The sequence below is a fragment of the Arthrobacter sp. AFG7.2 genome, assembly GCF_002892835.1.
Taxonomy (GTDB): domain Bacteria; phylum Actinomycetota; class Actinomycetes; order Actinomycetales; family Micrococcaceae; genus Arthrobacter.
The window spans coordinates 695,336-715,552 of the sequence record NZ_PJMB01000001.1 but is presented as its reverse complement, the minus strand read 5'-3'; the positions used below and the strand labels follow the sequence as shown (position 1 = coordinate 715,552).

Annotated in this window: 23 protein-coding genes and 1 pseudogene; 9 read left to right on the top strand and 15 right to left on the bottom strand. The window is 65.0% G+C overall.

What is annotated here, in order from left to right; translation table 11 throughout:
• Positions 1 to 13 precede the first annotated feature (13 nt).
• Positions 14 to 904: a beta-propeller fold lactonase family protein gene (locus tag CXX84_RS03420; RefSeq protein ID WP_223252936.1), complete on the bottom strand. Its 891-nt coding sequence runs from the start codon at positions 902 to 904 to the stop codon at positions 14 to 16.
• Positions 905 to 1,533: 629 nt separating this feature from the next.
• On the opposite strand from CXX84_RS03420, the gene CXX84_RS03415 reads away from it, so the two are divergent.
• Entirely contained in the window at positions 1,534 to 2,349 is an 816-nt protein-coding gene (locus CXX84_RS03415) for an MBL fold metallo-hydrolase (protein ID WP_102975276.1), read from the top strand.
• Positions 2,350 to 2,374: 25 nt separating this feature from the next.
• Here CXX84_RS03415 and CXX84_RS03410 read toward each other — a convergent pair whose 3' ends face one another.
• Entirely contained in the window at positions 2,375 to 3,394 is a 1,020-nt protein-coding gene (locus CXX84_RS03410; protein WP_189337468.1) for a phytase, read from the bottom strand.
• Between the two features lie 389 nt (positions 3,395 to 3,783).
• Here CXX84_RS03410 and CXX84_RS19235 point away from each other — a divergent pair.
• Positions 3,784 to 3,894 (top strand): annotated as a pseudogene (locus CXX84_RS19235) (MBL fold metallo-hydrolase); the annotation flags it as partial.
• Here the strand turns inward: CXX84_RS19235 and CXX84_RS03400 are convergent.
• A complete protein-coding gene (locus tag CXX84_RS03400) occupies positions 3,860 to 4,117 on the bottom strand; it encodes a three-helix bundle dimerization domain-containing protein (RefSeq protein ID WP_223252935.1) in 258 nt (85 codons plus the stop codon). The pseudogene CXX84_RS19235 and the gene CXX84_RS03400 overlap by 35 nt on opposite strands.
• Before the next feature lie 252 nt (positions 4,118 to 4,369).
• On the opposite strand from CXX84_RS03400, the gene CXX84_RS03395 reads away from it, so the two are divergent.
• Positions 4,370 to 4,981: a Rho termination factor N-terminal domain-containing protein gene (locus CXX84_RS03395; RefSeq protein WP_102975274.1), complete on the top strand. Its 612-nt coding sequence runs from the start codon at positions 4,370 to 4,372 to the stop codon at positions 4,979 to 4,981.
• A gap of 71 nt (positions 4,982 to 5,052) precedes the next feature.
• Here the strand turns inward: CXX84_RS03395 and CXX84_RS19060 are convergent, their stop codons facing one another.
• The 5 genes from CXX84_RS19060 to CXX84_RS03375 form a co-directional block, all read right to left on the bottom strand.
• Entirely contained in the window at positions 5,053 to 5,217 is a 165-nt protein-coding gene (locus tag CXX84_RS19060) for a hypothetical protein (RefSeq protein ID WP_189337467.1), read from the bottom strand.
• Positions 5,214 to 5,444: a helix-turn-helix domain-containing protein gene (locus CXX84_RS03390; RefSeq protein ID WP_102975273.1), complete on the bottom strand. Its 231-nt coding sequence runs from the start codon at positions 5,442 to 5,444 to the stop codon at positions 5,214 to 5,216. The genes CXX84_RS19060 and CXX84_RS03390 overlap by 4 nt, the downstream gene beginning before the upstream one ends.
• A complete protein-coding gene (locus tag CXX84_RS03385; RefSeq protein WP_102975272.1) occupies positions 5,444 to 5,935 on the bottom strand; it encodes a DUF2975 domain-containing protein in 492 nt (163 codons plus the stop codon). Before CXX84_RS03385 ends, CXX84_RS03390 begins: the two co-directional genes overlap by 1 nt.
• A 48-nt stretch (positions 5,936 to 5,983) precedes the next feature.
• Positions 5,984 to 6,151: a hypothetical protein gene (locus CXX84_RS19055; RefSeq protein WP_189337466.1), complete on the bottom strand. Its 168-nt coding sequence runs from the start codon at positions 6,149 to 6,151 to the stop codon at positions 5,984 to 5,986.
• A gap of 93 nt (positions 6,152 to 6,244) precedes the next feature.
• Complete coding sequence (locus CXX84_RS03375; protein WP_189337465.1) at positions 6,245 to 7,186, bottom strand: AraC family transcriptional regulator; 942 nt, start codon at positions 7,184 to 7,186, stop codon at positions 6,245 to 6,247.
• Positions 7,187 to 7,303: 117 nt separating this feature from the next.
• On the opposite strand from CXX84_RS03375, the gene CXX84_RS03370 reads away from it, so the two are divergent.
• Both CXX84_RS03370 and CXX84_RS19050 read left to right on the top strand, forming a co-directional pair.
• Entirely contained in the window at positions 7,304 to 7,738 is a 435-nt protein-coding gene (locus CXX84_RS03370; protein ID WP_223252934.1) for a DUF1772 domain-containing protein, read from the top strand.
• 169 nt (positions 7,739 to 7,907) lie between these two features.
• Positions 7,908 to 8,045, top strand: coding sequence for a hypothetical protein (locus CXX84_RS19050; protein ID WP_189337464.1), 138 nt, complete (start codon positions 7,908 to 7,910; stop codon positions 8,043 to 8,045).
• 16 nt (positions 8,046 to 8,061) lie between these two features.
• On the opposite strand, the gene CXX84_RS03365 is transcribed toward CXX84_RS19050, so the two are convergent.
• Positions 8,062 to 9,792: a putative bifunctional diguanylate cyclase/phosphodiesterase gene (locus CXX84_RS03365; RefSeq protein ID WP_189337463.1), complete on the bottom strand. Its 1,731-nt coding sequence runs from the start codon at positions 9,790 to 9,792 to the stop codon at positions 8,062 to 8,064.
• A 153-nt stretch (positions 9,793 to 9,945) separates the two neighbouring features.
• Here CXX84_RS03365 and CXX84_RS03360 point away from each other — a divergent pair, with 153 nt between their 5' ends.
• Positions 9,946 to 10,572: a TetR family transcriptional regulator gene (locus CXX84_RS03360; RefSeq protein WP_102975267.1), complete on the top strand. Its 627-nt coding sequence runs from the start codon at positions 9,946 to 9,948 to the stop codon at positions 10,570 to 10,572.
• A complete protein-coding gene (locus tag CXX84_RS03355) occupies positions 10,569 to 12,170 on the top strand; it encodes an MDR family MFS transporter (protein ID WP_102975266.1) in 1,602 nt (533 codons plus the stop codon). The genes CXX84_RS03360 and CXX84_RS03355 overlap by 4 nt, the downstream gene beginning before the upstream one ends.
• 221 nt (positions 12,171 to 12,391) lie before the next feature.
• Here CXX84_RS03355 and CXX84_RS03350 read toward each other — a convergent pair whose 3' ends face one another.
• From CXX84_RS03350 to CXX84_RS18925, 3 genes are all read right to left on the bottom strand, one after another.
• Complete coding sequence (locus CXX84_RS03350) at positions 12,392 to 13,261, bottom strand: F510_1955 family glycosylhydrolase (RefSeq protein ID WP_102975265.1); 870 nt, start codon at positions 13,259 to 13,261, stop codon at positions 12,392 to 12,394.
• Positions 13,262 to 13,392: 131 nt separating this feature from the next.
• Positions 13,393 to 14,193, bottom strand: coding sequence for a hypothetical protein (locus CXX84_RS03345; protein ID WP_102975264.1), 801 nt, complete (start codon positions 14,191 to 14,193; stop codon positions 13,393 to 13,395).
• 100 nt (positions 14,194 to 14,293) lie between these two features.
• Positions 14,294 to 14,479 (bottom strand): hypothetical protein, encoded by a 186-nt coding sequence (locus tag CXX84_RS18925; protein WP_146031811.1) that lies wholly within the window; start codon positions 14,477 to 14,479, stop codon positions 14,294 to 14,296.
• A 320-nt stretch (positions 14,480 to 14,799) separates the two neighbouring features.
• On the opposite strand from CXX84_RS18925, the gene CXX84_RS03335 reads away from it, so the two are divergent.
• Positions 14,800 to 16,509, top strand: coding sequence for a S8 family peptidase (locus CXX84_RS03335; protein WP_102975262.1), 1,710 nt, complete (start codon positions 14,800 to 14,802; stop codon positions 16,507 to 16,509).
• Between the two features lie 313 nt (positions 16,510 to 16,822).
• Here CXX84_RS03335 and CXX84_RS03330 read toward each other — a convergent pair whose 3' ends face one another.
• Together CXX84_RS03330 and CXX84_RS03325 are read right to left on the bottom strand one after the other, a co-directional pair.
• Positions 16,823 to 17,572: an ANTAR domain-containing protein gene (locus CXX84_RS03330; protein ID WP_223252933.1), complete on the bottom strand. Its 750-nt coding sequence runs from the start codon at positions 17,570 to 17,572 to the stop codon at positions 16,823 to 16,825.
• A 135-nt stretch (positions 17,573 to 17,707) separates the two neighbouring features.
• Positions 17,708 to 18,967: a glycoside hydrolase family 26 protein gene (locus CXX84_RS03325; protein WP_411266186.1), complete on the bottom strand. Its 1,260-nt coding sequence runs from the start codon at positions 18,965 to 18,967 to the stop codon at positions 17,708 to 17,710.
• A 250-nt stretch (positions 18,968 to 19,217) separates the two neighbouring features.
• Between CXX84_RS03325 and CXX84_RS18920 the strand changes: the two genes are divergently transcribed.
• A complete protein-coding gene (locus CXX84_RS18920) occupies positions 19,218 to 19,457 on the top strand; it encodes a hypothetical protein (protein ID WP_146031810.1) in 240 nt (79 codons plus the stop codon).
• Here the strand turns inward: CXX84_RS18920 and CXX84_RS03315 are convergent.
• Complete coding sequence (locus CXX84_RS03315; protein WP_102975259.1) at positions 19,438 to 20,193, bottom strand: SDR family oxidoreductase; 756 nt, start codon at positions 20,191 to 20,193, stop codon at positions 19,438 to 19,440. The two genes, CXX84_RS18920 and CXX84_RS03315, sit on opposite strands and share 20 nt — an antisense overlap.
• Positions 20,194 to 20,217 lie beyond the last annotated feature (24 nt).

Here is a 20,217-nt window from a genome sequence, read left to right as displayed (position 1 = left end):
TGGATCCAGACTTCTAACCCGCCGGAGCCGACTCAACCGTGATGACCGAAACCACGCTGGAAACGTTGTTCGTTACGTAGGCTGCAGACCCATTCGGCGTGAGGGCAACACCGACCGGGCCCTCTCCCACCGAGATTGTGGAGGCCACTGTGCCGGACACGACATCGATGACCGACACCGTGTTGGAAAAGTAGTTCGTGACGTAAGCAGTCGCCCCATCCCGGGCGATTGCTACGTTCATCGGGCCAGACCCGACCGGGATCGTGGCGGTCACTGTTCCGGAGGCCACACCAATGACCGATACCGTGTGCGTGCCACTTGACCCGTAGTTGGTGACAAAGGCCTTCGAACCGTCCGGGGTGAACGCAATGCCGAAGGGATTTTCTCCGGCCATTACTGAGGAGGTCACCGTTCCAGAAGCCACATCGATGACCTCTACACCGCCGCCGGTGACATAGGCCTTTGACCCGTCCGGGGTGAACGCAACATTCATCGGGATCGTCCTGAGCGGGATTGTGGAGGTCACCGTTCCGGAGGCCGCGTTGATAACTGAGACCGTGTAGGAACGATTGTTGGTGACGTACGCTTTTGACCCGTCAGGCGTGAACGCAACATCGTACGCGCCGTCACCAACCCGAATGGTGGAGGCCACCCCTCCGGACGCCACATCGACGACCGAAACCGTGCCGGAAAGTTGGTTTGTGACGTAGGCTTTCGACCCGTCCGGGGTGAAGGCAACGGATGTTGGGGCATCACCGAAACGGATAGCGGAGGTTACTGTTCTGGACGCCACGTCGAGGACTGACACTGTGTCGGAGCCCTGGTTGGCCACGTAGGCTTTCGACCCGTCCGGGGCGATGGCGACACCTACAGGGTTCGGCCCGACCGGGATTGTGGAGATCACTTTTCCCGCGGACGCCGGGATGTTGCCGAGCACCGTGAGCGCGACCAAAATTGTGCTGCTGATGGCCGCTCGCCGCCGGGACAGAGGAAAGAATGTTGCACCCAGGCGAAACTTGCGCACTCTGGTGGTGGTTTCTTCCGTGCCTGAGGCCGAAGGTTGCCCTGGGAATCGCCGGGATATTACTGTTGGGAACCGCATTGGTTCCTCCTGTGGGGGAGCGAAGTCTGTTATGAGTGCGGCCTTGCGGAAGATAACCGTCATTGACGGACGAGCATCGGCGCGGCTTGGCGCCGGAACCGAGGTGTGTCGCCAGGACGCCATACAAATGAATGGCCCTTAACGGCTTTGCTTCAGTTTATAGCCGGATCAACCTGCCGTCATGGGTGGAAAATACCCAACTTATGAGTGGCGACCCAGTGCAGGGATGGTTTGTGCGTCGAAACCCGTTCCTCCGGGACGTAAGCGAACGACGGCGGCCGCGTGCCGCCGTCGTACTTCTCCGGTGAGGCGCGTGGCGGCGGAATTTGAAGCACCTGCCCGGTGGCTGCCTCCCGGTAACCGCAGGTACTGCTGGTTAGAATCGAGGCCTGGACGAACGAACACTGCTTTGCCGGAGGTACGGAGAAACAATGTCGGAATGGCTCGAAGTCGGCGCGGACAACTATGTGCTGGTCACCGAAGGATCGCTGCTGAACACCGGACTGGTGGTGGGATCCGAGCGGGCCATGGTGATCGATACCGGCTGCGGGCCACGGCAGGGCCGGGAGATCCTGGACGCCGTACGCGAAAAGACCCAGCTGCCGCTCGTCGTCGTGAACACCCACGCGCACTACGACCACTTCTTCGGCAACGCCGTATTTGCCGAAGCCGGCGTCACCGAATTCTGGGCCCACGAGAACTGCGCCACGGAAATCGAGGAACACGGGGATCTGCAGCGCCGCTTTGTTGGAACTCTGGAACCGGAGATGGCCGCCGGCGAAGGCCGCAACGTGGAACTCGTGGTCCCCAACGCGATCGTGAAGGACCAGCCTGTGCTGGTTGACCTGGGCGGGCTCACCGCAACCCTGTTCTACCTGGGCCGGGGGCACACGGACGGCGACCTAGTGGTAGGCACTGCCACGAGCCTGTTCGTGGGCGACCTCGTGGAGCAGGGGGCCCACCCGTCCTTCGAGGACTCTTACCCGGAGGAGTGGGCGGACGCGCTCCGGCACATCTCAGGGCTGCGCCATCGCTACGAGTACCTGATTCCAGGGCACGGCAAGCCGTGCAGCGACCAGTTCGTCAAGACCATGGCCAACACCATGACCACCGCCGTCCGCCAGGCACGCCAGTCCATCCGGGACACCCCGAGTGATGCCACCAAGGCCATCCCGGTGCTGCCTTACGGCCCGGAGCAGTCCCGCCGGTTCATCAAGCGTTTACAGGAGACCCGCCGGGAGCACTGACAGAGCTTAGGTGCGGCGGTTGTGGTTACCCGAGGACCGAGCTCAGCGGTACATACCTCTGGTTGGAGGTAGAGCCTCCAGAGTTGACCTCATCGTGTACAACCAGCAGCCCCGACTCAAAGCCCGGCCCTGCGTTCCCGGTGGTCACGTCAAGCCCATCCGAGTGCGTCGTAATGTCAATTGAACCGTTAGCGCCCACCGAGAATTTCTTGAGGAACGGGTTGTTGCCAGCGCGGTCGTAAACCAGGAACGTGTCATCGCCTTGGCTCGACGCGAACAGGTGCCCGGTGCCGTTGGGGCCGTAGGCGATGCCCAGACCTTCCACGTCGGCCGCCAGGTTTCCATCGCCCACCTTATTGACGGCCACCGGGGTGCTGCCGGCGCCCGGCTCCGCCCCGTACTTCAAAATGCCCACGTCTTCCTGGGCGGCGTAGAAGTTGGCCAGCCCGTCATCGGCAACACAGCCCTCCGTGATGCTGCTGACCGAGAGCGTACGGACAAGCCTGGCATCCACCTTGCCTGCCCCGTTATCGAACAACTCGAACTGCTGGAGGTCGCCGCCTGAGTAAGGGGTGACGAAGGCGTAGAACTTGCCGCTCACCGGGCTGTGGTACATGCAAAAGCCGTAGTTCCGTGAAACTGTGGAGATGCTTCGCGCATGGACTGAGGACAGGGTTCTGGTCACTGTGTCGTAGGCGTACAGGGCGATGGTGTTGTTGGAGCGGTTGTTGGTTCCGACCAGGACCGTCGGCCTCCCGGCGAGCATGAAGCCCCCGCGCAGGTCGACGTTACCCATCTTCCCGTCCTGCTTGAAGTGGATCAGCTTGCCCTTCATGTCGAACACGCCGAGGCCGCCGCCGGAGTCCGCCTTGTTATCCACGATGACCACACTGTTGCCCGGGTTCGCCGTGTCCACCCAGATCGCCGGGTCATCGGCCACGTCGCCGGAGCCGGTGGGGAAGCTGTCAGTTTCAACCACCGGCAGCGACGTGGATGTACTGGAACCCGTTACGGCAGTCGCTGTCCTGAGTCCGGGATTGATCAAAGTCGGCGCGCCTAAAGTCGCCAAGACGAGCAACGACGCAAGACAAAGTCGGAACTGAGGGAGCATAGCGCATTCCTTAGGCGAGCGACTTAGGAATGGCTCGCATCGAAGGTATACCGGCTCTCCTAGCTATAGCCGATTTTGGACGACGATCTACAGAGGACACATGATGGCTGGCACGGCTTGTGGAGGAGCGCCAAAGCAATATCCCCAGATTTAATGATCGAGCAACTGTAATTGAGGGACGGTGATGTCAGCCTACGTTGCCATAGCCGCCTTTCGACCTAACTGGCACTACCTGTCTTTCCATAGGTGGTTACTCGGATTTCTCCCTGCAAGTGAAGGGCTTCGGCTGCGTCGTTTTCCTCGGAGCCAAGCTATGGAGCCCGATCAGGGACACCCCGAGCGATGCCACCAAGGCCATTCCGGTGTTGCCGTATGGCCCGGAACAGTCGCGCTGGTTCATCAAGCGTTTACAGGAGACCCGCCGGGAGCACTGACTGCGCCCACCTGCGGGTTCAGGATTGCCGGCGAAGCAAGCCGGAGCTTTGCGGCCCGCTCAACGAGGATGGGGATGTAGTCCCGAACCCGGCCGTCCTCAAAAAGGCCGTGTTCGTAGGCCACGACGTCCTCGATGAATGACCGCGGGTGATCAGGGAAGCGCTGAGCCAGCCGGTCCACCACAGCCGCGAGTGCCCGGATTTCAGATTCCTTGGGAACCATCACTTCTCCTGCCCGGAAGGGGAGCTACAACCACCTGCACGTTCCTGAACCCGTTCTGCATGGTTGCATCCTACGAACCCGGGCAGCGCAGGAAAGGGCAAATGCCTGAAGTCTGCGGATTCCCGCAGGCTTGCGATGGCTGTTGCTGTGGTTCCGGCTCGGGTGGGTGGAGGTGCTTGACGGCGCACCCGGCACGGACTAGACAGTAAGTAGCCTTATTATCTTGTCGGTCCTGCGAGGAGAGGAACTGCCATGAGCAACGAGCCCGGTAACCAGACCCCTAACACCCCGGACGTGAGCGAAACCGAGCTGCGGAAGATGAAGGTGGACGAGCTCCGCCAGGAGGCCCGGGATGAGAACGTCTCCGGCGCCTCCGGCATGCGCAAGGAGGAGCTGGTGAAGGAAGTGGCCAATGCCCGGTCCAGCGGTGACGGACGCGGAGGTGACGGGGATGCCGGCTCTGATCCGGACGACCTGGGCGCCGGCCCCGAGGGTGGCAAGATCCGGCATGGCGATGCCTCGTCCAAGTCCCTGAAGTATTCGCAGGAGATCACCTCGACCGATGACGAGGCGGAACGTGAAGGCCGCAGCCTGGCAACAACTCACCATGAGGTCATCAGGCAGTGGGCTGAAGAGCGCGGCGGCGTACCGGCGACGGTTGAAGGCACCGAACACGGCGATCACCTCGGTGTCCTGCGGATCGACTTCCGCGACAAGGACAGCAACCTGCGCCAGGTCAGCTGGGAGGAATGGTTCGATACGTTTGTCGCCCGCCGCCTGAATTTCATCTACCAGGAGCAACGCGCCGACGGAACCCAGTCCAACTTCTTCCGGCTGGAAAACCCGGAACGTGAGGACGCTTAAGACCACCCGCCACGGCCGCGCCGCATCCCGGTTCAAGGTGTCGCGATAGGCCTAACCCCGCCTGCTGCTGCTCATCGGCGGTGGTGATCCCGGCGTACGGTCCGGACGAAAAGGACGGCCGCGCCGGCCACGATCACCACCCCGATGCCCTGCAGGCCCGGAGAGTCATCGGCGCCGCCCAGAACGAACGCGGCGAGGCCGAGCGCGGTGATGAGGACTGGGACTACCAATTTCACGGCTTCTCCGCCGCATCGCCGTCGTCGGCCACCCACTCGAGCAGGTCGCCCGCCTGGCAATCCAGGACCCGGCACATCGCGTCCAAAGTGCTGAAGCGGATGGCCTTTGCGCGGCCGTTCTTCAGCACCGCCACGTTGGCCGGGGTGATCCCCACGCGCTCGGCGAACTCGCCCACGCTCATCTTGCGCTTGGCCAGCTCCACGTCGATGCGAACCACGATGGCCATCAGATCACCCCTTCCATGTCCGTCCGCAGTGATGTTGCCTGCCGCAGCAGTTCCCGCATCACCACAACCAGCAGAACCAGCACGGCACCGATCAGCGTGATGCCGATCAACAGCGCAGGCGTCCCGGGGTCACGCAGTTCGGGCGTGAAGTAGATGTACGCGACGAGGGAACCTGCCAGGGCCGCCAGCAGCAGCCATGCCGCCACGAACGCCCACATGATCACGTCCACCCACCGCAGCGAGGCCGGGGTGAAGATCCGGTCCCGCTGGACCAGGGTCAACAGCCGCCAGACGCACACAATCACAACCTGCAGGCACAGTGCTTCCAGTTCAAAGAACAGCAGCAGCGGCCATCGCCACGGATCTGATTCCGAACCCTCCTCAAAGAGAAACTCGCCGGGGAACGACATGACCTGGGCCACCAGCAACCCAAGGAACACCATCACCAGCAGGACCCGAAGCGGGATGACCAATCGACTTACAATACTCATAGGTTAAGAGTCGTTCGGTTTCTATCGAAAGTCAATATGTCGCCCAGGTCAGCGGGGGATGCGCCGCCCCCGGAACCGGCTCAGCAGCAGCAGGACGAGAGCGGCGGCCAGCAAAACCGGGGCCACCCCTATGAGGAACCCCAACGTGTTGACGGCGAGGCCCAGAACAAAAAGGCCGACGGCGGCAATGGCAAGTCCAATGACTAAGGCTTTCATCAGTTTCCGCCCCACGGTCGCAGTGATGCCCTCAGCGTACGCCTGCGGCCCCCGCCCCACCCAGCTTCAGCCCGGGAACTTTCAGGCCTGCGGTCAGGAGACTTCCGCTGCGCGGCGGTAGCCGGTGGGGCTGACACCGTAGGCCCTGGAGAACGCCGCGCTGAACGCGAACGCGCTGCTGTACCCCACATCCTGCGCGATGGCAGCGGTGGTAGCGGTGCTGGATGCAAGCCTGTCTGCCGCCAGTGCCAGGCGCCACGCCGCCAGGTACGTCATGGGCGGCTGCCCCACGGCGGCTTGGAACCGGGAGGCCATGGTTGCCCTTGAGACGTGTGCTCGCTTTGCAAGCTCTGCGACAGTCCAGGCCGACGCAGGTTCCGCGTGCAGCACCTCCAGTGCCCGGGCAACGACGGGGTCCCGGGTGCCGGTCGCCCAACTGGGGCCTGCGGCGTCCGCGCGGTCCACGCTGGCGCGCACCAGGTGAAGCAGCAGCAGGTCCAGGGCCCGGTCCAGCGCACTTTCCTGGCCCGGCGCTGGCCGGCTCATCTCCCGCTCAATCAGGCCCAGGAGGGCGGGATCGGTTTCCTGCGTATCGAAGACCGCCAGGGGAGGCAGGGCAGAGACTGCCAACTGCCCGGCCGCAGCGGACGACTGATAGGTGCCGATGAGCAGGACCGTGTCCCCGTCAGGGCTGTTGCCCCAGCTCCGGACACCATGGGACATGGTGACGTCCACGTGATCGCCGGCCGGAGTACGGCAGGACTGGCCGGGGCCGATAACAACAGTGGCGGCCCGGTCCGGCGCATCCGCAACCACGTACGGTGCGGGGCCCCGGACCGTCGCTGCCTGTCCGGCCGCCAGGAATTGCGGGTCCGTTCCGGCAGCAATGATCCACGCGCCTCCCTGGATGGCGGCAATGACGGTGAGGGCGGCCTGGTCCTGAACGTCGATGGCGAACGGCGGGTCCATCGTGACGCGAAGCGTGAACGCTGCCTGGGCGCGCGGGCCCGTGAGGAACTGCGAGAGGGGATCCACGCCTGCCAGTGTAGACGGCAGCGTATGGTTTCCGGAGTTTTCGGCATTCAGTGTCGATCCGCCGGAGGGCATCCTTGAGATATGCCATCAACTTCGTTACAAAATCTGCTGCCCCTCATGGCGGGAACCGGATCGGCCCTGGTGGGCGGCTTCTACATCGCCTTCTCCGTGGTGACCATGCCTGCATTGCGGCACCGGCCGCCCCGGGAAGCCGTAGCCGCCATGATGGCCATCAATGAGCAGGCCTTGAAACCTCCGTTCATGGCACTGTTCTTTGGCACCGCCGCAGCCTGCGGCGCTGTTGCTGTCACCGGTGCCTCCCAGCAGCCGCTGGGGCTGGCCGGCGCGGCTGCCTACCTGGCGGGCTGGGCCCTCACCATGGCCATCAACGTGCCCCGCAACAGCAGGCTGCTGACCCACGGCCCGGGCAACCCGGACGTGGAGTGGAACAGGTTCCAGCGGTCCTGGGTGCCCGCGAACCACCTCCGCGCCGGTCTTTCCGCCGCCGGCGCCGTTGCAATGCTGGTGCCCGTATCCCAGTCCTGGCCCTAGGCCACTTTGGCGGGCAGCAGCCAGGGTGAGGCGTACGACGGCGGTGCGCGCCGCCGTCGTGCGCGCTGGGACTGCCGCCCCGCCGCCTGGGCCCCCAGTGGTGGAAGCTTAGTAAAACGAGTAGGCGATACGCGGGTGCCGGCAATGCGGGGCTGCGTAGAGTCGGCGCATGGCAGATGTAGTCGACCGCAAGCATGGACGCAGAAGAGGGCCGGGGCCGGCCAAGGGAGGAAGCAGGAAGCTCGCCATCCTTGGCGTCTTCCTGCTGGTTGTCCTGGCAGTCGCCGCTTTCGCACTGACCCGCTAGCCCGGCCAGCGGCCTGTCAGCTGCCGGCTGCAGTGTTTTGCGCCGGCCAGGAGTGAGCGAGCTCAGCCGGAGGCAGCGGCCGTGCGATGAGGTAGCCCTGGGCAGTGCCGCAGCCCAGTTCCCTCAAAACTGCCAGTTGAGTTTCCCGTTCCACTCCTTCCGCAGTGGTTCTGAGGCCCAGGGCCCTGGCCGAGGCCATGACCCCGGCCACCAGGATCCTGGAGGTGGGATCGGTGTCCACCGCATCGATGAAGGACTTGTCCAGCTTCAGCCCGGTCAGGGGAAGCTCGCGCAGCAGCGCAAGGGACGAATATGCCGTCCCGTAGTCGTCCAGGGAGACGCCGATTCCGGAGTTGATGAGGGTGCGCAGCTGGGCCGCGGCAGCCGGGAGGTCCACAATCGCGGTGCTTTCGGTGATCTCGATGTTCAGCAGTGACGCGGGCACGCTATGCCGCTGCAGGGCTGCGTGAAGGTCTGTGGCCAGGTTCCCGGCTGCCAGCTGCAGCGGCGAGATGTTGACGGACACCGCCCTGGGGGTACCGGCGTCCTGCCAGCGGCGGGCCTGGGCGCAAGCCTCATCGATGACCCACAAGCCAACGGCGTGAATCAGGCCGGTGTGTTCGGCGATGTGGATGAACTCGTCCGGGGAGACGGCACCAAGCTCCGGGTCCTTCCAGCGCAGCAGCGCCTCCACGGCCAGGCTCTGCCCGGTGCGGATGTCCATCAGCGGCTGGTAATGGAGGCTGAACCCTTCGTTGCCCAGGGCCTGCGGCAGGCGGCGGCGGATCAGGGCCTGCCGGGCGAAACGGCTGGCCGGCAGGGCTGGATCGATCCGGCCCAGCCTGCGCTTGCCTTCATGTTTGGCCTGCAGCATCGCCGCGTCCGCCTGGCGGAGCAGGTCCTCGAGGTGCCTGCCGGCGTCCTGCCCTGCAGAGCCGAGGTCACTTCCCATGGCCAGTCCCAGCGTGGCGGAGATCCGCAGCAGATGGCCGTCATGGGCGAAGGGTTCATTCAGGACGTGGAGGATGCGGTCCGCGAGGGTTAGCGCGATGGACTCATCGACGTCGGTCAGGAGCACGGCGAATTCGTCCCCTCCCAGCCGCGCCACCCTGTCCACCGGCCTGGTGCAGGCCACAAGCCGGGTGGCAAACGTGGTGAGCACACTGTCACCGGCCCTGTGCCCGAAGGTGTTGTTGACGACCTTAAAATCATCCAGGTCCACGTAGAGCGCCGCCGTCCGGGTTGCTCCGCTGCCGCCCAGCAGGGCCTGCCCGGATTCCTCCAGCCCCAGCCTGTTGGCCAGGCCTGTCAGCGGGTCGTGGAGGGCGGCATGCCGGAAAACATCGGAAAGGCCCTCGAAAACCTGCCATACCGGGACGACGCGCGGCGCACCTGATCCGGGAACGACCAGCAGGTCCTGGTACCTGCCCTCCTCGGGGCGGTCCAGCAGGGCAGCGGCGGCTGCCCGAAGATCCAGCGACGGCGGCAGGCTGAAAGTGGTGCATGGCAGCAGCGCCTCTGCCGTGACGCGGGCGTTCAACGCCCGCCCGTAGCCCAGCCGTCCGGTCATCTGGTGGTCAAGGTGGTCCCGGGTCAGCAGGTTCAGCGTTCCCCGGACATTGACGACGACGGCGCGGAGTGCGCGGTCTGCGCGGAACAAGGCTTCAATCTCTCCCGAGGACGTCTCGCCCTGCAGGACCATCGCCTCAAAGCCGAGATCACCCAGCGTGGACGTGGACGGCTTCATGATGCGGACGGAGCGTTGGGGGTGGGGCCACCGGTTCTGCTTATCAGCCGAAAGCAAACAGAAGCTGAACACCCGGCCAACAGCGGCAGGGGACTTCACTGCATGGACTGATTTGCAGTTGTGCAACATTTGCAGTCGTGCAAAAATACTTGCATGCCCACTTCTGCTTCGCCCTCGCTCCGTGAGCGCAAAAAGGTCGAAACCTGGACAGCGATCCACGAGGCGGCGGCTTCCCTGGCGCAGGAACGCGGGCTGGACCAGGCAACTGTGGAAGCCATTGCGGAGAGCGCAGGCGTCTCGCCCCGGACATTCTTCAACTACTTCCCCGCCAAGGAGGACGCTGTCCTGGGCCTCCACGAGCCGGTCCTTGAGCCCGGCGAGGCCGCGAAACTCACTGGGGCGGACGATTTCCTGGGGCAGGTCACGCTGGTGCTTGTCGCCGTCGCCCGCTCCGCACTCCGCGGCACGGACAGGGCCCGACGGCGGCAGCTGCTGGAGCGGTACCCGCACCTGTTCGCGCGGCAGATGGAGTACATGGCCAAGGCCGAAGCCCTGGTGTGCGATGCAGTAGCTGACGTCCTTGCCGCTGATCCTTCCTGGTCCTCCGGCGCCGAAGGATTCAGCCCCGGCGAAACCGCCCGCATGCTGGTGATGCTGGCCGCCGTCCCCGCCAAATTCAAGGCCAAATCCAAAGACTTCGACCCCGCCGCGGGACTCACGCCGGAGAACCTGGCGCCCGCCGTCGCTCTTTTTCACCACTTGCAAAGGAAACTCTCATGACCACGCCATCCGGGCCCGGGGCGGTGCAGGCGCCGCAGAGGCGGCACATGGTGCTGCTCTTCGTAGGCCTCATGCTCTCGATGCTCCTCTCCGCACTGAACCAGACGGTCCTCAGTACCGCACTGCCCACCATCGTGGGCGAACTCAACGGCGTCAGTGACATGCTCTGGGTGATCACCGCGTTCATTCTCACCTCCACCATCAGCATGCCCATCTACGGGAAGCTCGGTGACCTGATGGGCCGCAAGTCCCTCCTGATCGCAGCGATCCTGCTGTTCATGATCGGCTCCGTGGTGGGCGCGCTGGCCAACGGCATGGGCGTGCTCATTACAGCCCGCGTGATCCAGGGCCTGGGCGGCGGCGGACTGATGATCCTCTCGCAGGCGGTGATTGCCGACGTCGTCCCTCCCCGGGAGCGCGGAAAATACATGGGCATGATGGGCGGCGTCTTCGCCATTGCCTCCGTGGCCGGGCCGCTGCTGGGCGGCTGGTTCACCGAAGGTCCCGGCTGGCGCTGGGTCTTCTGGATCAACATTCCCCTGGGACTGCTGGCCCTTGCCGGTGCCGCGTTCTTCCTCAAACTGCCCAAGCACTCCGGGAAACCCAAGCTGGACCTCGGCGGCATGGTCCTGATGGCCATCGCCACCACCTGCCTGGTGCTCTTCGCCACCTGGGGCGGCGGCAAGTACGAATGGTCAGACCCCATCATCCTTGCCCTGATTGCCGGCACCCTGGCCAGCGCCGTCGCCTTTGTCCTGGTGGAGCGGCGTACAGCTGAACCCATCATCCCGCTGCACCTGTTCAAGGACCTGAACTTCAACCTCTCCACGTTCGCGGGCCTGCTGATCGGCGTGGCAATGTTCGGCGCAATCGGCTACCTTCCCACCTACCTGCAGATGGCCTTCAGTGTTAACGCCACCGAATCCGGCCTGCTGATGATCCCCATGATGGGTGCCCTCCTGGTGTCCTCCATAGTGTCCGGCCAGCTGGTCAGCAAGACCGGCCGGTACAAATGGATGCCCATCGCGGGAAGCCTGCTGGTGGCGGTTGCCCTGGTGCTGCTCTCCACCCTCAAGCCCGGGCAACCGCTCTGGGAAATATGCGCCTACCTCGCCGTCATGGGACTGGGCCTCGGCCTGAGCATGCAGATCCTGGTTCTGGTTGTCCAGAACTCGTTCCCGCTCCGCGAAGTGGGCACCGCCACGGCGTCGAACAACTTCTTCCGCCAGATCGGCGCCACCCTCGGTTCAGCGGTGGTGGGCAGCCTGTTCGCTGGCCGGCTCGCTGAGCTGCTCTCGCAGCGCCTGCCCGCCGCTCCCGGTGGGGCCGTCCCCGGCGGATCTAATTCCCTCACTCCAGCCCTGGTCAGCACAATGCCCCCGGAGATCAGGAACCTCATCATCTCCTCCTACAACGACGCGCTGACCCCCATCTTCCTCTGGATGGTCCCCCTGGCGCTGACCTCCGCCGTCGTACTGTTCTTCGTCAAGGAGAAGGCCCTGGCAACCGCTGTTGAGCACGACGTCCTCTCTGAATCCATCAGCGAAGGCAACATCCTTATCGCCGCCGACGACGAGGACGCGGCGGTGCGTCGGTAGGCCTGCCCCTGCCGCCGAATATTTTTTCTTTGCAGAACCCCTTTACTGCCCCTCAGCAGGTGATTAAAGTGAGTTCTTGTCATAGTCCGGATGGGCGCCGGGGGCGTCCGGGAAGGGGGAATGCATCACCGCTGACCGTTACCGAATGACCATTGACCACTACATCGAAAGCCCCTCCTAGGAGGGGCTTTCCCTTTGTTTCCGCTATGTTCCCTTGAGCGTCAGTCCGCCTGGGCGGGCCGGAAGGTCATCCCTCCGTCCGTTGAAACCACCACCCCGTCCGATGTGGCGGCCCACAGCCAGGGACGGCCGTCCTCACCCTTGATGGCGCCAATCGCCATGACCTCGGCCTCGATGCGGCCCTTCCTGGTCCATGTCCCGCCGGCATCCGGGGAGTAGTGGACAGTGCCGTCCGGTTCAACGCCAAGCGCTTCAGCCGGGTGTGCGAACGCTGCGAACTGGATTACCGGGCCATTGTCCACTGCCGTCCAGGTGGTGCCGCCGTCCGTGGAGCGCTGGATTCCGTCCGGAGTGGTTGCCAGGACGGTGTTGCTGTCCGGATGTCCGGCGAGGACGGCCGGCGCGAAAGCTGCGGCCACTGTGTTCCATGTTTTCCCGTCCGCGCTGGTCCTGAGGATTCCGTCGAATGCCACGATTCCCGACTTTGTGGCGGCCAGGGCGTGGAAGTCCGATTCCCCCTGCCGCGAAAGCTGTTCCCAGGTCTGTCCGCCGTCCGAGGACCTGAGCAGGCCCATCGGGTTCGGCAGGTCCGAGCCCGGGCCGGGGTGGCCGGAGGCGTAGAAGATGCCGTCAGAGGGCCCGGGAGTGAACCCCATCAGGTCGTTGGTTTCACCAATTTTGGTGGCCGGGGTGGTGGTCACATCGAAGAGGCCGTCGTGAGTGGCCAGGAGCACCTGGCTGGTTTCGCCGCTGACCGTTATTCCGTGGACGTGGGAACCTGGCAGCGCGTTCGCTGCCGTGCTGCTGGTGGCCGGCGCCGGGCTCGTGGCAGGAGCGCAACCTGTAAGAGCGAGCAGGGCGGCTGCTGCCACTGCATAGTTTCTGGTCCTGTGGGCGGGGAAGTGCGGCATCTGTAACTCCAGGTTGGGGGCAACAACAATCCTGCACCGCGTGCTGCGCGGACCACAAAACGCCGCAGCCCGGAACCCGGTGTAGCAACGGGCAACCACAGCGGCGGTCACTGAAAACCCGTTTGGCTGTCCTAGGCGCTGCCCTCCCGGAAGGAGGCAATCATCTCCTGGACTTTCCGGTGCTCATCCGACTCCGCATACGCCTGCGCTTCCGCGAGTGTGCCGAAGTCCTGGTTGGAGGTGAAGAGTATGGTCCGGTGGGTTATTCCGTTGGGGGCAACGACTCCTGTATCAACCAGGCCCAGTCCGTACATCAGCCGCGGCATCAGGGCGGTTGGCGCCGGGGCGGTATTGGAAGTCAGGGACGTCACCACCCTGACATTGTCCGGCCAGCCATTGTCGTTACGGTCCTGCGGGAATCCGGTCAGGTCCATGGCCATCGACCGGACCACGAAGCGCCCTGATTTTGACAGTGGAGCTTTCCCTGCCAGGTCCCCGAGGTGTACGGCAGGGCGTTCTACGCAGGGGCACTCTGCTCCCCATGCGATCAGTATGGTGAGGGCGGCCTTGAGCGTTCCGTCCGGGCCTGTGACCGACACGCTACCTGAGCCCTCAGGGCTCTCCGGCGTGATGTCCTGAACCGTCCAGTCTGCCGGGTGGTCGAAGGAGTAACGAACGTCCTCCCAGGTTCCGGAAAAGGTCGAAAGCACAGGGGAGGGGCTGCCCTGGCCGGGTGTTTCCGTGGGGACTCCGGACACAGGGCTGGACGGCGGAGGCGGGGGCTCGGCGCTCTCGGGTGGTGTGGGAAGCTGGCTGGTGCCTTCCGTACCGACCTGGGCCGGGCCGGCAGGGGCGCCGCAGGAACCGAGCGCCAGGGCCGCGGACAGGATGGCCGGCAGCAGAGCTAAACGGTAGAACCAGCGTCTGCTCATCAGGGGCCTCCTTGGAACGCAAACTTGCGCGTCCCCTGATGATAAGGGTGGCCGGGAGCGCGCGTCTGCACCCCTGCTGCCGCCCCGGCGGTTCCGGGCGCTACTGGATCAGGTAGTGGCGTTCCTCGGCGTTGGACGCCTTGGCAGCTTTCGGGAACATGGACTGGCCCAGTGCCTTCACACCCAATGCGGGCAGCAAGGCAAGGGCCACGGTGATGGAAAGAGTAGTCCAGCCGAGGTCCTCGAGCGGGCCAAGGGTGGTCCCCTGGGGAGAGGCAGTTTTCACGATGTTGACCTTATGTGAGACCGATGGGGAACGGATGTCTGCCCGGGTCTTCGGATGGAACCCTCCCAGGTGTCCGTCCGCCGGCAGCAGATATCCCTCCAAGGCTACGGCACCACACCGGAGCGCGGAAATGGGCAGGCGCTGCTTTCGTCGTCGGAGGACACCCACCCCGGCGCCACGATCCCGCCCACGCCGGGACAGGGATATTTGCCGCTGCCCCTTCATCCCTCTCCTGCTTGTGGCTAGACTCGGGCCGGGGGTGACTCTGTCAGCGCGTCAGCACCGAGTGCGTGGCGCCCGTCCTTGAAGGATGTCCGCGAATGACCCACAGGATCAGCCCCCGCACCGCCGTCGCCCTTAGCTTGGCCGCCGTCCTCGCGCATACAACCCTGGCCGCCCTTCCTGCCCAGGCCGACAACGAACTGGACAACATCCGAAAAACTCCGCCGCGGGCAGCGGCTCCTGCTGTGGACCCGGCCACTGACCAGTTCATCGTGGGCATCCAAGGTGGCCCCGGTACTGCGTCAGAGTCGGCGGTGACGTCCGAGGCTGCACAGATGGCTGCGGGGAGGCTGGGTATCAACGCCCAAAACGTCAAGGACACCGCCGCCGGCACGCAGGTGGTGAAAACCAGCCGCCCCCTTTCCGGCGCCCAAGCCGACGCCTTCCTGGCAGAGCTGCGTTCCGTACCCGGCGTGGCCTACGCCGAGCCGGACATGAAAATGTACCCAACAGCGGAGGCTCCCAACGATCCCGGATACCAGGTCCAGTGGAACTTGTGGGATGACGCCGCCGGCATCCGGGTCCCCGGGGCCTGGGATGTCAACCGCGGCGAGGGGACAGTGGTGGCGGTGGTTGACACCGGAATCACCAGCCACTCCGAACTGGACTCCCGGGTCCTGCCCGGCTTCGACATGATCGTTGATGCCGCCAACGCACGGGACGGGGATGGGCGGGACGCCGACCCGCGGGACGAGGGGGACTGGTTCGCCGCGGACCAGTGCGGTGTCGGGGGTCAGGACGGTACGTCTTCCTGGCATGGAACACACGTGGCGGGGACGATCGCCGCCGTCGCCAACAACGGTGACGGCATCGCAGGTGTGGCACCTGAAGCCAGGTTGCTTCCTGTCCGCGCCCTGGGCGCTTGCGGCGGCTACGAGTCAGACGTGGCCGACTCCATTGTCTGGGCCGCAGGCGGGCAAGTGGCCGCGCTGCCGATCAACCCCAACCCCGCACGCGTGATCAACCTCAGCGTCGGCGGTGACGGTCCCTGCTCCTCGACATTGCAGAACGCTATTAGCCTCGCTAACAAAGCCGGGGCAGCCGTGGTGGTCGCCGCCGGCAACTCGAACCGCCCGGCCTCACGCATGAGCCCGGCAAACTGCAGGAAAGTCATCACAGTCGCCGCCTCCGGACCAAACGGCGCACGAGCCCCCTACTCGAATTACGGCGACGATGTGGACGTGACGGCGCCAGGCGGTGACATCAAAAACGAGTACGTTGAAGGAATCCTCTCCACCTCCAACTTCGGCTCCACCACACCCGGGCTTGAGGCCTACGCCTTCATGCAGGGCACGTCCATGGCAGCCCCCCATGTGGCGGGGATCGCTGCCCTCCTGATGTCCGAGGTGGGCAGCAAATACACGCCCGAGATGGTGGAGAAACGCCTCGAATCCACGGCCCGGCCCCTGTCCGGTGGTTGCCCCGAAGGCTGCGGCCACGGGCTGGTTGACGCCGCCAAAGCACTCGACCTCTCCACTGCGGATCTGCCTTCCGGCATTGTGCTTCCCGAAGCGGTGACCTTCACCGACAAAGACGGCGTCAAAAAGGACACCTTCACAGTCCCCTCTTCGAAGGGCGTGGAATACCTGAGGGACGGAAAAGTTCTTGGGTCCGGCGTGCTTCCAGGCTCCGGCACTGTCACTGTCACTGCCCGTGCCCTTCCCAAGTATTCACTGGCAGCCGGAGCCACCTCCCAGTGGACATACACCTTTTCAACCGATAGCGCGCCCGCGGGGCCTGCGGGGTAACGCCGCCTGAGACTTCAGACAGCCGGGACGCTATGGGATGACCACTGCGGGGCGGGCACGCGGTGCTCTGCGGAAGCGCCCGGTTGCGGGCACTCAGCACAACGTGCGCTGGCAACGAGCGTGCCGGCGTCGTCCTTGTTAAAGTGCGTCACATGCTTGGTGGTCCTGCCACATGCGTGGCAGAAGCTCTGGCTCTGTTTAGTCCACATGCTGGAATCCTCGCGGACACTTGCGCCGTGCAACAGCCAAAAGGGGGAAGTGTGCGGATGCCCGCAGGCAATATGTGCCAATACCCATCTGAGGCTCCCTGCCGCTATGCCACGGCCGGCGGCTCGAAGCGGGCCGATATGCCGCCGGCCAGCGCCTTGATGATGTTCTCGGCGACGCTCCGGACCTTCAGGTTCCGCTGCCGCGAGACGCCCGCCAGCTTGCTGAAAGCCTCCGGATAGGAGCAGCTGTTCTGTGCCATCAGGACACCGCACGCCACATCGATGGAGGTGCGGCTCTCCAGTACATTCTTCAGGTTGTCCCCGGCTGACCGGACGCTGCGCACTTCAAGGGCCAACCGCAGGCTCTGGGATGCCATGTCAGCGAACCGGGTGGCCTCGGCCTCAAACTCCCGCGTCAGCGTCGCGGCGTTACGGACCAGGAACAGCAGCGCGCAGGACGATCGGTCCTCAAGTCCCAGCGGAACAGCCAACGCTCCGCCATAGCCCGAAGCCGCCAGCCGCCGCCGGTACGCCTGCCACCTGGATGATGTGCCGTCGTCGACCATCACCAGCTCCGCCGCGCTCATCGCCTGGGTCAGGGGTCCATCGCCGTGCCGGTCCTCGGAGGCCGCCCAGCCTGCGGCGTCGAACGTGTTGCCTGCAGTTTCGGGTGGGCCGGCCACACGCGCCAGCACGGCGCCACACTCCACCTGACCCGACCCGCCGAGGGCCAGCGCGCCGGCCTCCGCCAACCGCTGCAACGAGTCCAGATCGGTCTCCGTACCCGTGATCAGGTCCAGCAGGAACCCCGGACGTTGCATCCGCCGGGTCCCGGCCGCTGGTTGTATAGCCACGCTTCTGCCCCCGTAAACATCCGCTCCGCCCCGCACCAGCGCGGGCTTTCATCGAACTTACGAGGTTGGCCGGGGGAGGGCACGAGTAGCCGGTACTCTACTTTTCCCGCCCCGCGCAGGGACTACTTGCTTTTGTCAGCGGCGGCCGGCCAGGGCCTGCCGGAACGCGTCCACGGACGAGGTGCTGCTGTTGATCCGCCAGTCGGTTTCCTTGTTGTAGTGGAACCAGGTCAGGGCCGTGATGTCAGGCTGGGCGGCAAGGTAGCCCACCAGGGCGGTGATCCAGTCTGCCTTGGAGCCGCCTGATTCGGCGGAGGACGTTTCAGCAATCAGGATCTGCTTCCCCGGGGCCAGGGCACGAAGCTGGGACAGGCCATCGCCGAAGAGCTGGGAGGGGGAAACCCAGGTGCTCCAGGAAGCGGAGGTGCCCCAGTTGTACCCGTCGAGGGCTACGGCATCCACATAGGCGGCACCAGGATACAGGCCAGTCAGCGGTACTGATCCCCAATAGGGGACGTTGGGATTCCACACCCAGCTGACGTTGCCGGCACCGGCCGCTGTCACGACGCTGTGCACGTGCTGCCACGCGGCCGCGTAGTCGCCTGCGCTGTTGCCGTTGACCTGCTCCGACCATGGATACCAGTTGCCGTTCATTTCGTGGCCGAACCGCAGCATCACCGGGTGGCCCCAGCTGGCCAGGGCCTGGCCCCATTGGCGCAGGTAGGGATCGAAATCCCCGGCGGTGATCCTGTTCAGGGAGAACGCGGGCTGTGATGTTCCGCCGCCCCACACCCAGGGCTCCCAGGTCAGCAGGGTGAGGGCGCCGCGGGTGCGAACCGCCTCCAGTTCCGTGATGGGGGGAGCCTGGTTGAAGTCCTTGTAGGACAGGATGATGGAAGGCGCTTCACCCGCAAGGGCAGTGACCTCGTCCAGTTCTCCTCCTGCAAGCGGCCCGCCGGGAGTGCCGACGCCGAACCGCAGGGTGGACGCGGCCGGTGCCGTCGGGCCGGGGAGCGCAGGTGACGGGGCCGGATCAGCAGGAGGTGTTTCCTCAACGGGGGAGGGGGAGCTGTAGGTGACCGTGAACGCTGCGGAGGCGCCCGCCGTCGTGGTTGCGGCATGGACGGTGATGGCGGGCTCAGCTGTCGCAGGCATCACCAAAGCCGCCGTGAAGTAGCCGGAGGCACTGGTCTTGAAGGGCGCGCTGTTGGTTCCTGCGCTGACGCTCCCGGCCGCCTTCTTTGGGAATCCGGTTCCGGTGACCGTCACGGAGGTGCCCGCAGGGCCGGAAGAAGGGCTGAGCGTGATAACGGGAGTCGCGGCCTGCGCCGGTGCCGCGGCGGCGGGCAGCACCCACGCAAGCATCACGGCGAAACACACGACGTATCTGAACAGTTTCACTGGACCTCCAAGCGGTGGGCTGCGGCCTGCATTAAGGGCGACGGCGGGGGACAGGCACACAAAAAAGGAGACCGGAGTGATCCCCTGGTTAAAGTCTGCGGTCCGCCCGGACAGCAGGGCGCCGATTTCCACGCAGGATCCGCGAAGTTTTGACCCACCTTCTGCACACCGGCTGAACGGTCCACGTAGTCAGCGTGCAGGAAACGAGTAGGGCTTGCCGACGGACCCGGGCCTAAGCTTGATCATGAACGCGATTCCGTCGCTGGTCCTGATCTTCGGTGCGACTTTTGTCTGGGTGGGCCTGACGGTATTGGTGCTCCTGCGGTTGCGCCGCCGCCGGAGAGGATCCTCGGTGGTGGCATCGGCGGCCCCTCCTGCTGTCCACGACATCAGCCATCCCCGCAGGCACTGGCACCGGATCCACCCGGCAGGGAACAGTGCCCCGGCGGGACGGCACCGGGGGATCAGGAAGGTTCGCGGGTAAGGGTTTCCAGCCACTCAACGAACGTCTGGCGTCCGACGGCGGAACCCGGCGCCGGAATCAGCGCACCTCCGCGCATGGCCTTGCCGGTTGGGCCCGGCACCGGCACGGTCACCAGCCGTTTCCGCTGCCCCGTCTTCCGCAGGTACATCCGCACCAGGCCTGCGAGTTGTTCTGTCCGCGGTCCGCCCAGGTCACTGATCCGGCCCTTTGGACCTGCCTCGGCTGCCTTCACGAGGGCCTCGGCCACTTCCCTGGCGGCCACGGGTTGGGTGAACATTTTCGGGACGATCACCAGCGGGCCCGCTGCGGCCGCTTTGACGGCCATCGGCACGAACTCGTGGAACTGGGTGGAACGGAGCAGAGTCCAGGGGACGCCACCGTGCCGCACCTCATCCTCCTGCACCAGCTTCCCGGCGTACAGGCCGGACGTGGCGCCGTCGATTCCCACGATGGAGAGCGCCACGTGGTGCTTCACACCGGCCTCCTTCTCGGCAGCCAGCAGGTTCTGTGTGGCGTTGGTGAAGAAGTCCACGGCCTTCTTGGTGGACAGGGTCTGGACGCCGGAGACGTCAATGACCGCCTCCACCCCTTGCAGGGCCTGCGCCAGGCCGCGGCCGTTCACCAGGTCCACGCCCTCCGCACGGCTGAGGCTCACCACCTCGTGGCCGCGCGCTTTGGCCACCTCCAGCACGTGGCGGCCAACAGTCCCGGTTCCCCCTGCGACGGCTATCCTCATGGATGAAATCTTATGCCCGTCTGC

What these genes read in the sequence shown, in the direction of transcription:
- CXX84_RS03390 (WP_102975273.1), bottom strand. Translation starts at nt 5,444, where the DNA reads ATGGCCATCGTGGTTCGCATCGACGTGGAGCTGGCCAAGCGCAAGATG.
- CXX84_RS19055 (WP_189337466.1), bottom strand. Translation starts at nt 6,151, where the DNA reads ATGAAAGCCTTAGTCATTGGACTTGCCATTGCCGCCGTCGGCCTTTTT.
- CXX84_RS19050 (WP_189337464.1), top strand. Translation starts at nt 7,908, where the DNA reads ATGGCAGATGTAGTCGACCGCAAGCATGGACGCAGAAGAGGGCCGGGG.
- CXX84_RS03360 (WP_102975267.1), top strand. Translation starts at nt 9,946, where the DNA reads ATGCCCACTTCTGCTTCGCCCTCGCTCCGTGAGCGCAAAAAGGTCGAA.
- CXX84_RS03400 (WP_223252935.1), bottom strand. Translation starts at nt 4,117, where the DNA reads ATGGTTCCCAAGGAATCTGAAATCCGGGCACTCGCGGCTGTGGTGGAC.
- CXX84_RS03350 (WP_102975265.1), bottom strand. Translation starts at nt 13,261, where the DNA reads ATGCCGCACTTCCCCGCCCACAGGACCAGAAACTATGCAGTGGCAGCA.
- CXX84_RS03315 (WP_102975259.1), bottom strand. Translation starts at nt 20,193, where the DNA reads ATGAGGATAGCCGTCGCAGGGGGAACCGGGACTGTTGGCCGCCACGTG.
- CXX84_RS03370 (WP_223252934.1), top strand. Translation starts at nt 7,304, where the DNA reads ATGGCGGGAACCGGATCGGCCCTGGTGGGCGGCTTCTACATCGCCTTC.
- CXX84_RS18920 (WP_146031810.1), top strand. Translation starts at nt 19,218, where the DNA reads ATGAACGCGATTCCGTCGCTGGTCCTGATCTTCGGTGCGACTTTTGTC.
- CXX84_RS03365 (WP_189337463.1), bottom strand. Translation starts at nt 9,792, where the DNA reads ATGAAGCCGTCCACGTCCACGCTGGGTGATCTCGGCTTTGAGGCGATG.
- CXX84_RS03415 (WP_102975276.1), top strand. Translation starts at nt 1,534, where the DNA reads ATGTCGGAATGGCTCGAAGTCGGCGCGGACAACTATGTGCTGGTCACC.
- CXX84_RS03385 (WP_102975272.1), bottom strand. Translation starts at nt 5,935, where the DNA reads ATGAGTATTGTAAGTCGATTGGTCATCCCGCTTCGGGTCCTGCTGGTG.
- CXX84_RS03335 (WP_102975262.1), top strand. Translation starts at nt 14,800, where the DNA reads ATGACCCACAGGATCAGCCCCCGCACCGCCGTCGCCCTTAGCTTGGCC.
- CXX84_RS03345 (WP_102975264.1), bottom strand. Translation starts at nt 14,193, where the DNA reads ATGAGCAGACGCTGGTTCTACCGTTTAGCTCTGCTGCCGGCCATCCTG.
- CXX84_RS03355 (WP_102975266.1), top strand. Translation starts at nt 10,569, where the DNA reads ATGACCACGCCATCCGGGCCCGGGGCGGTGCAGGCGCCGCAGAGGCGG.
- CXX84_RS03395 (WP_102975274.1), top strand. Translation starts at nt 4,370, where the DNA reads ATGAGCAACGAGCCCGGTAACCAGACCCCTAACACCCCGGACGTGAGC.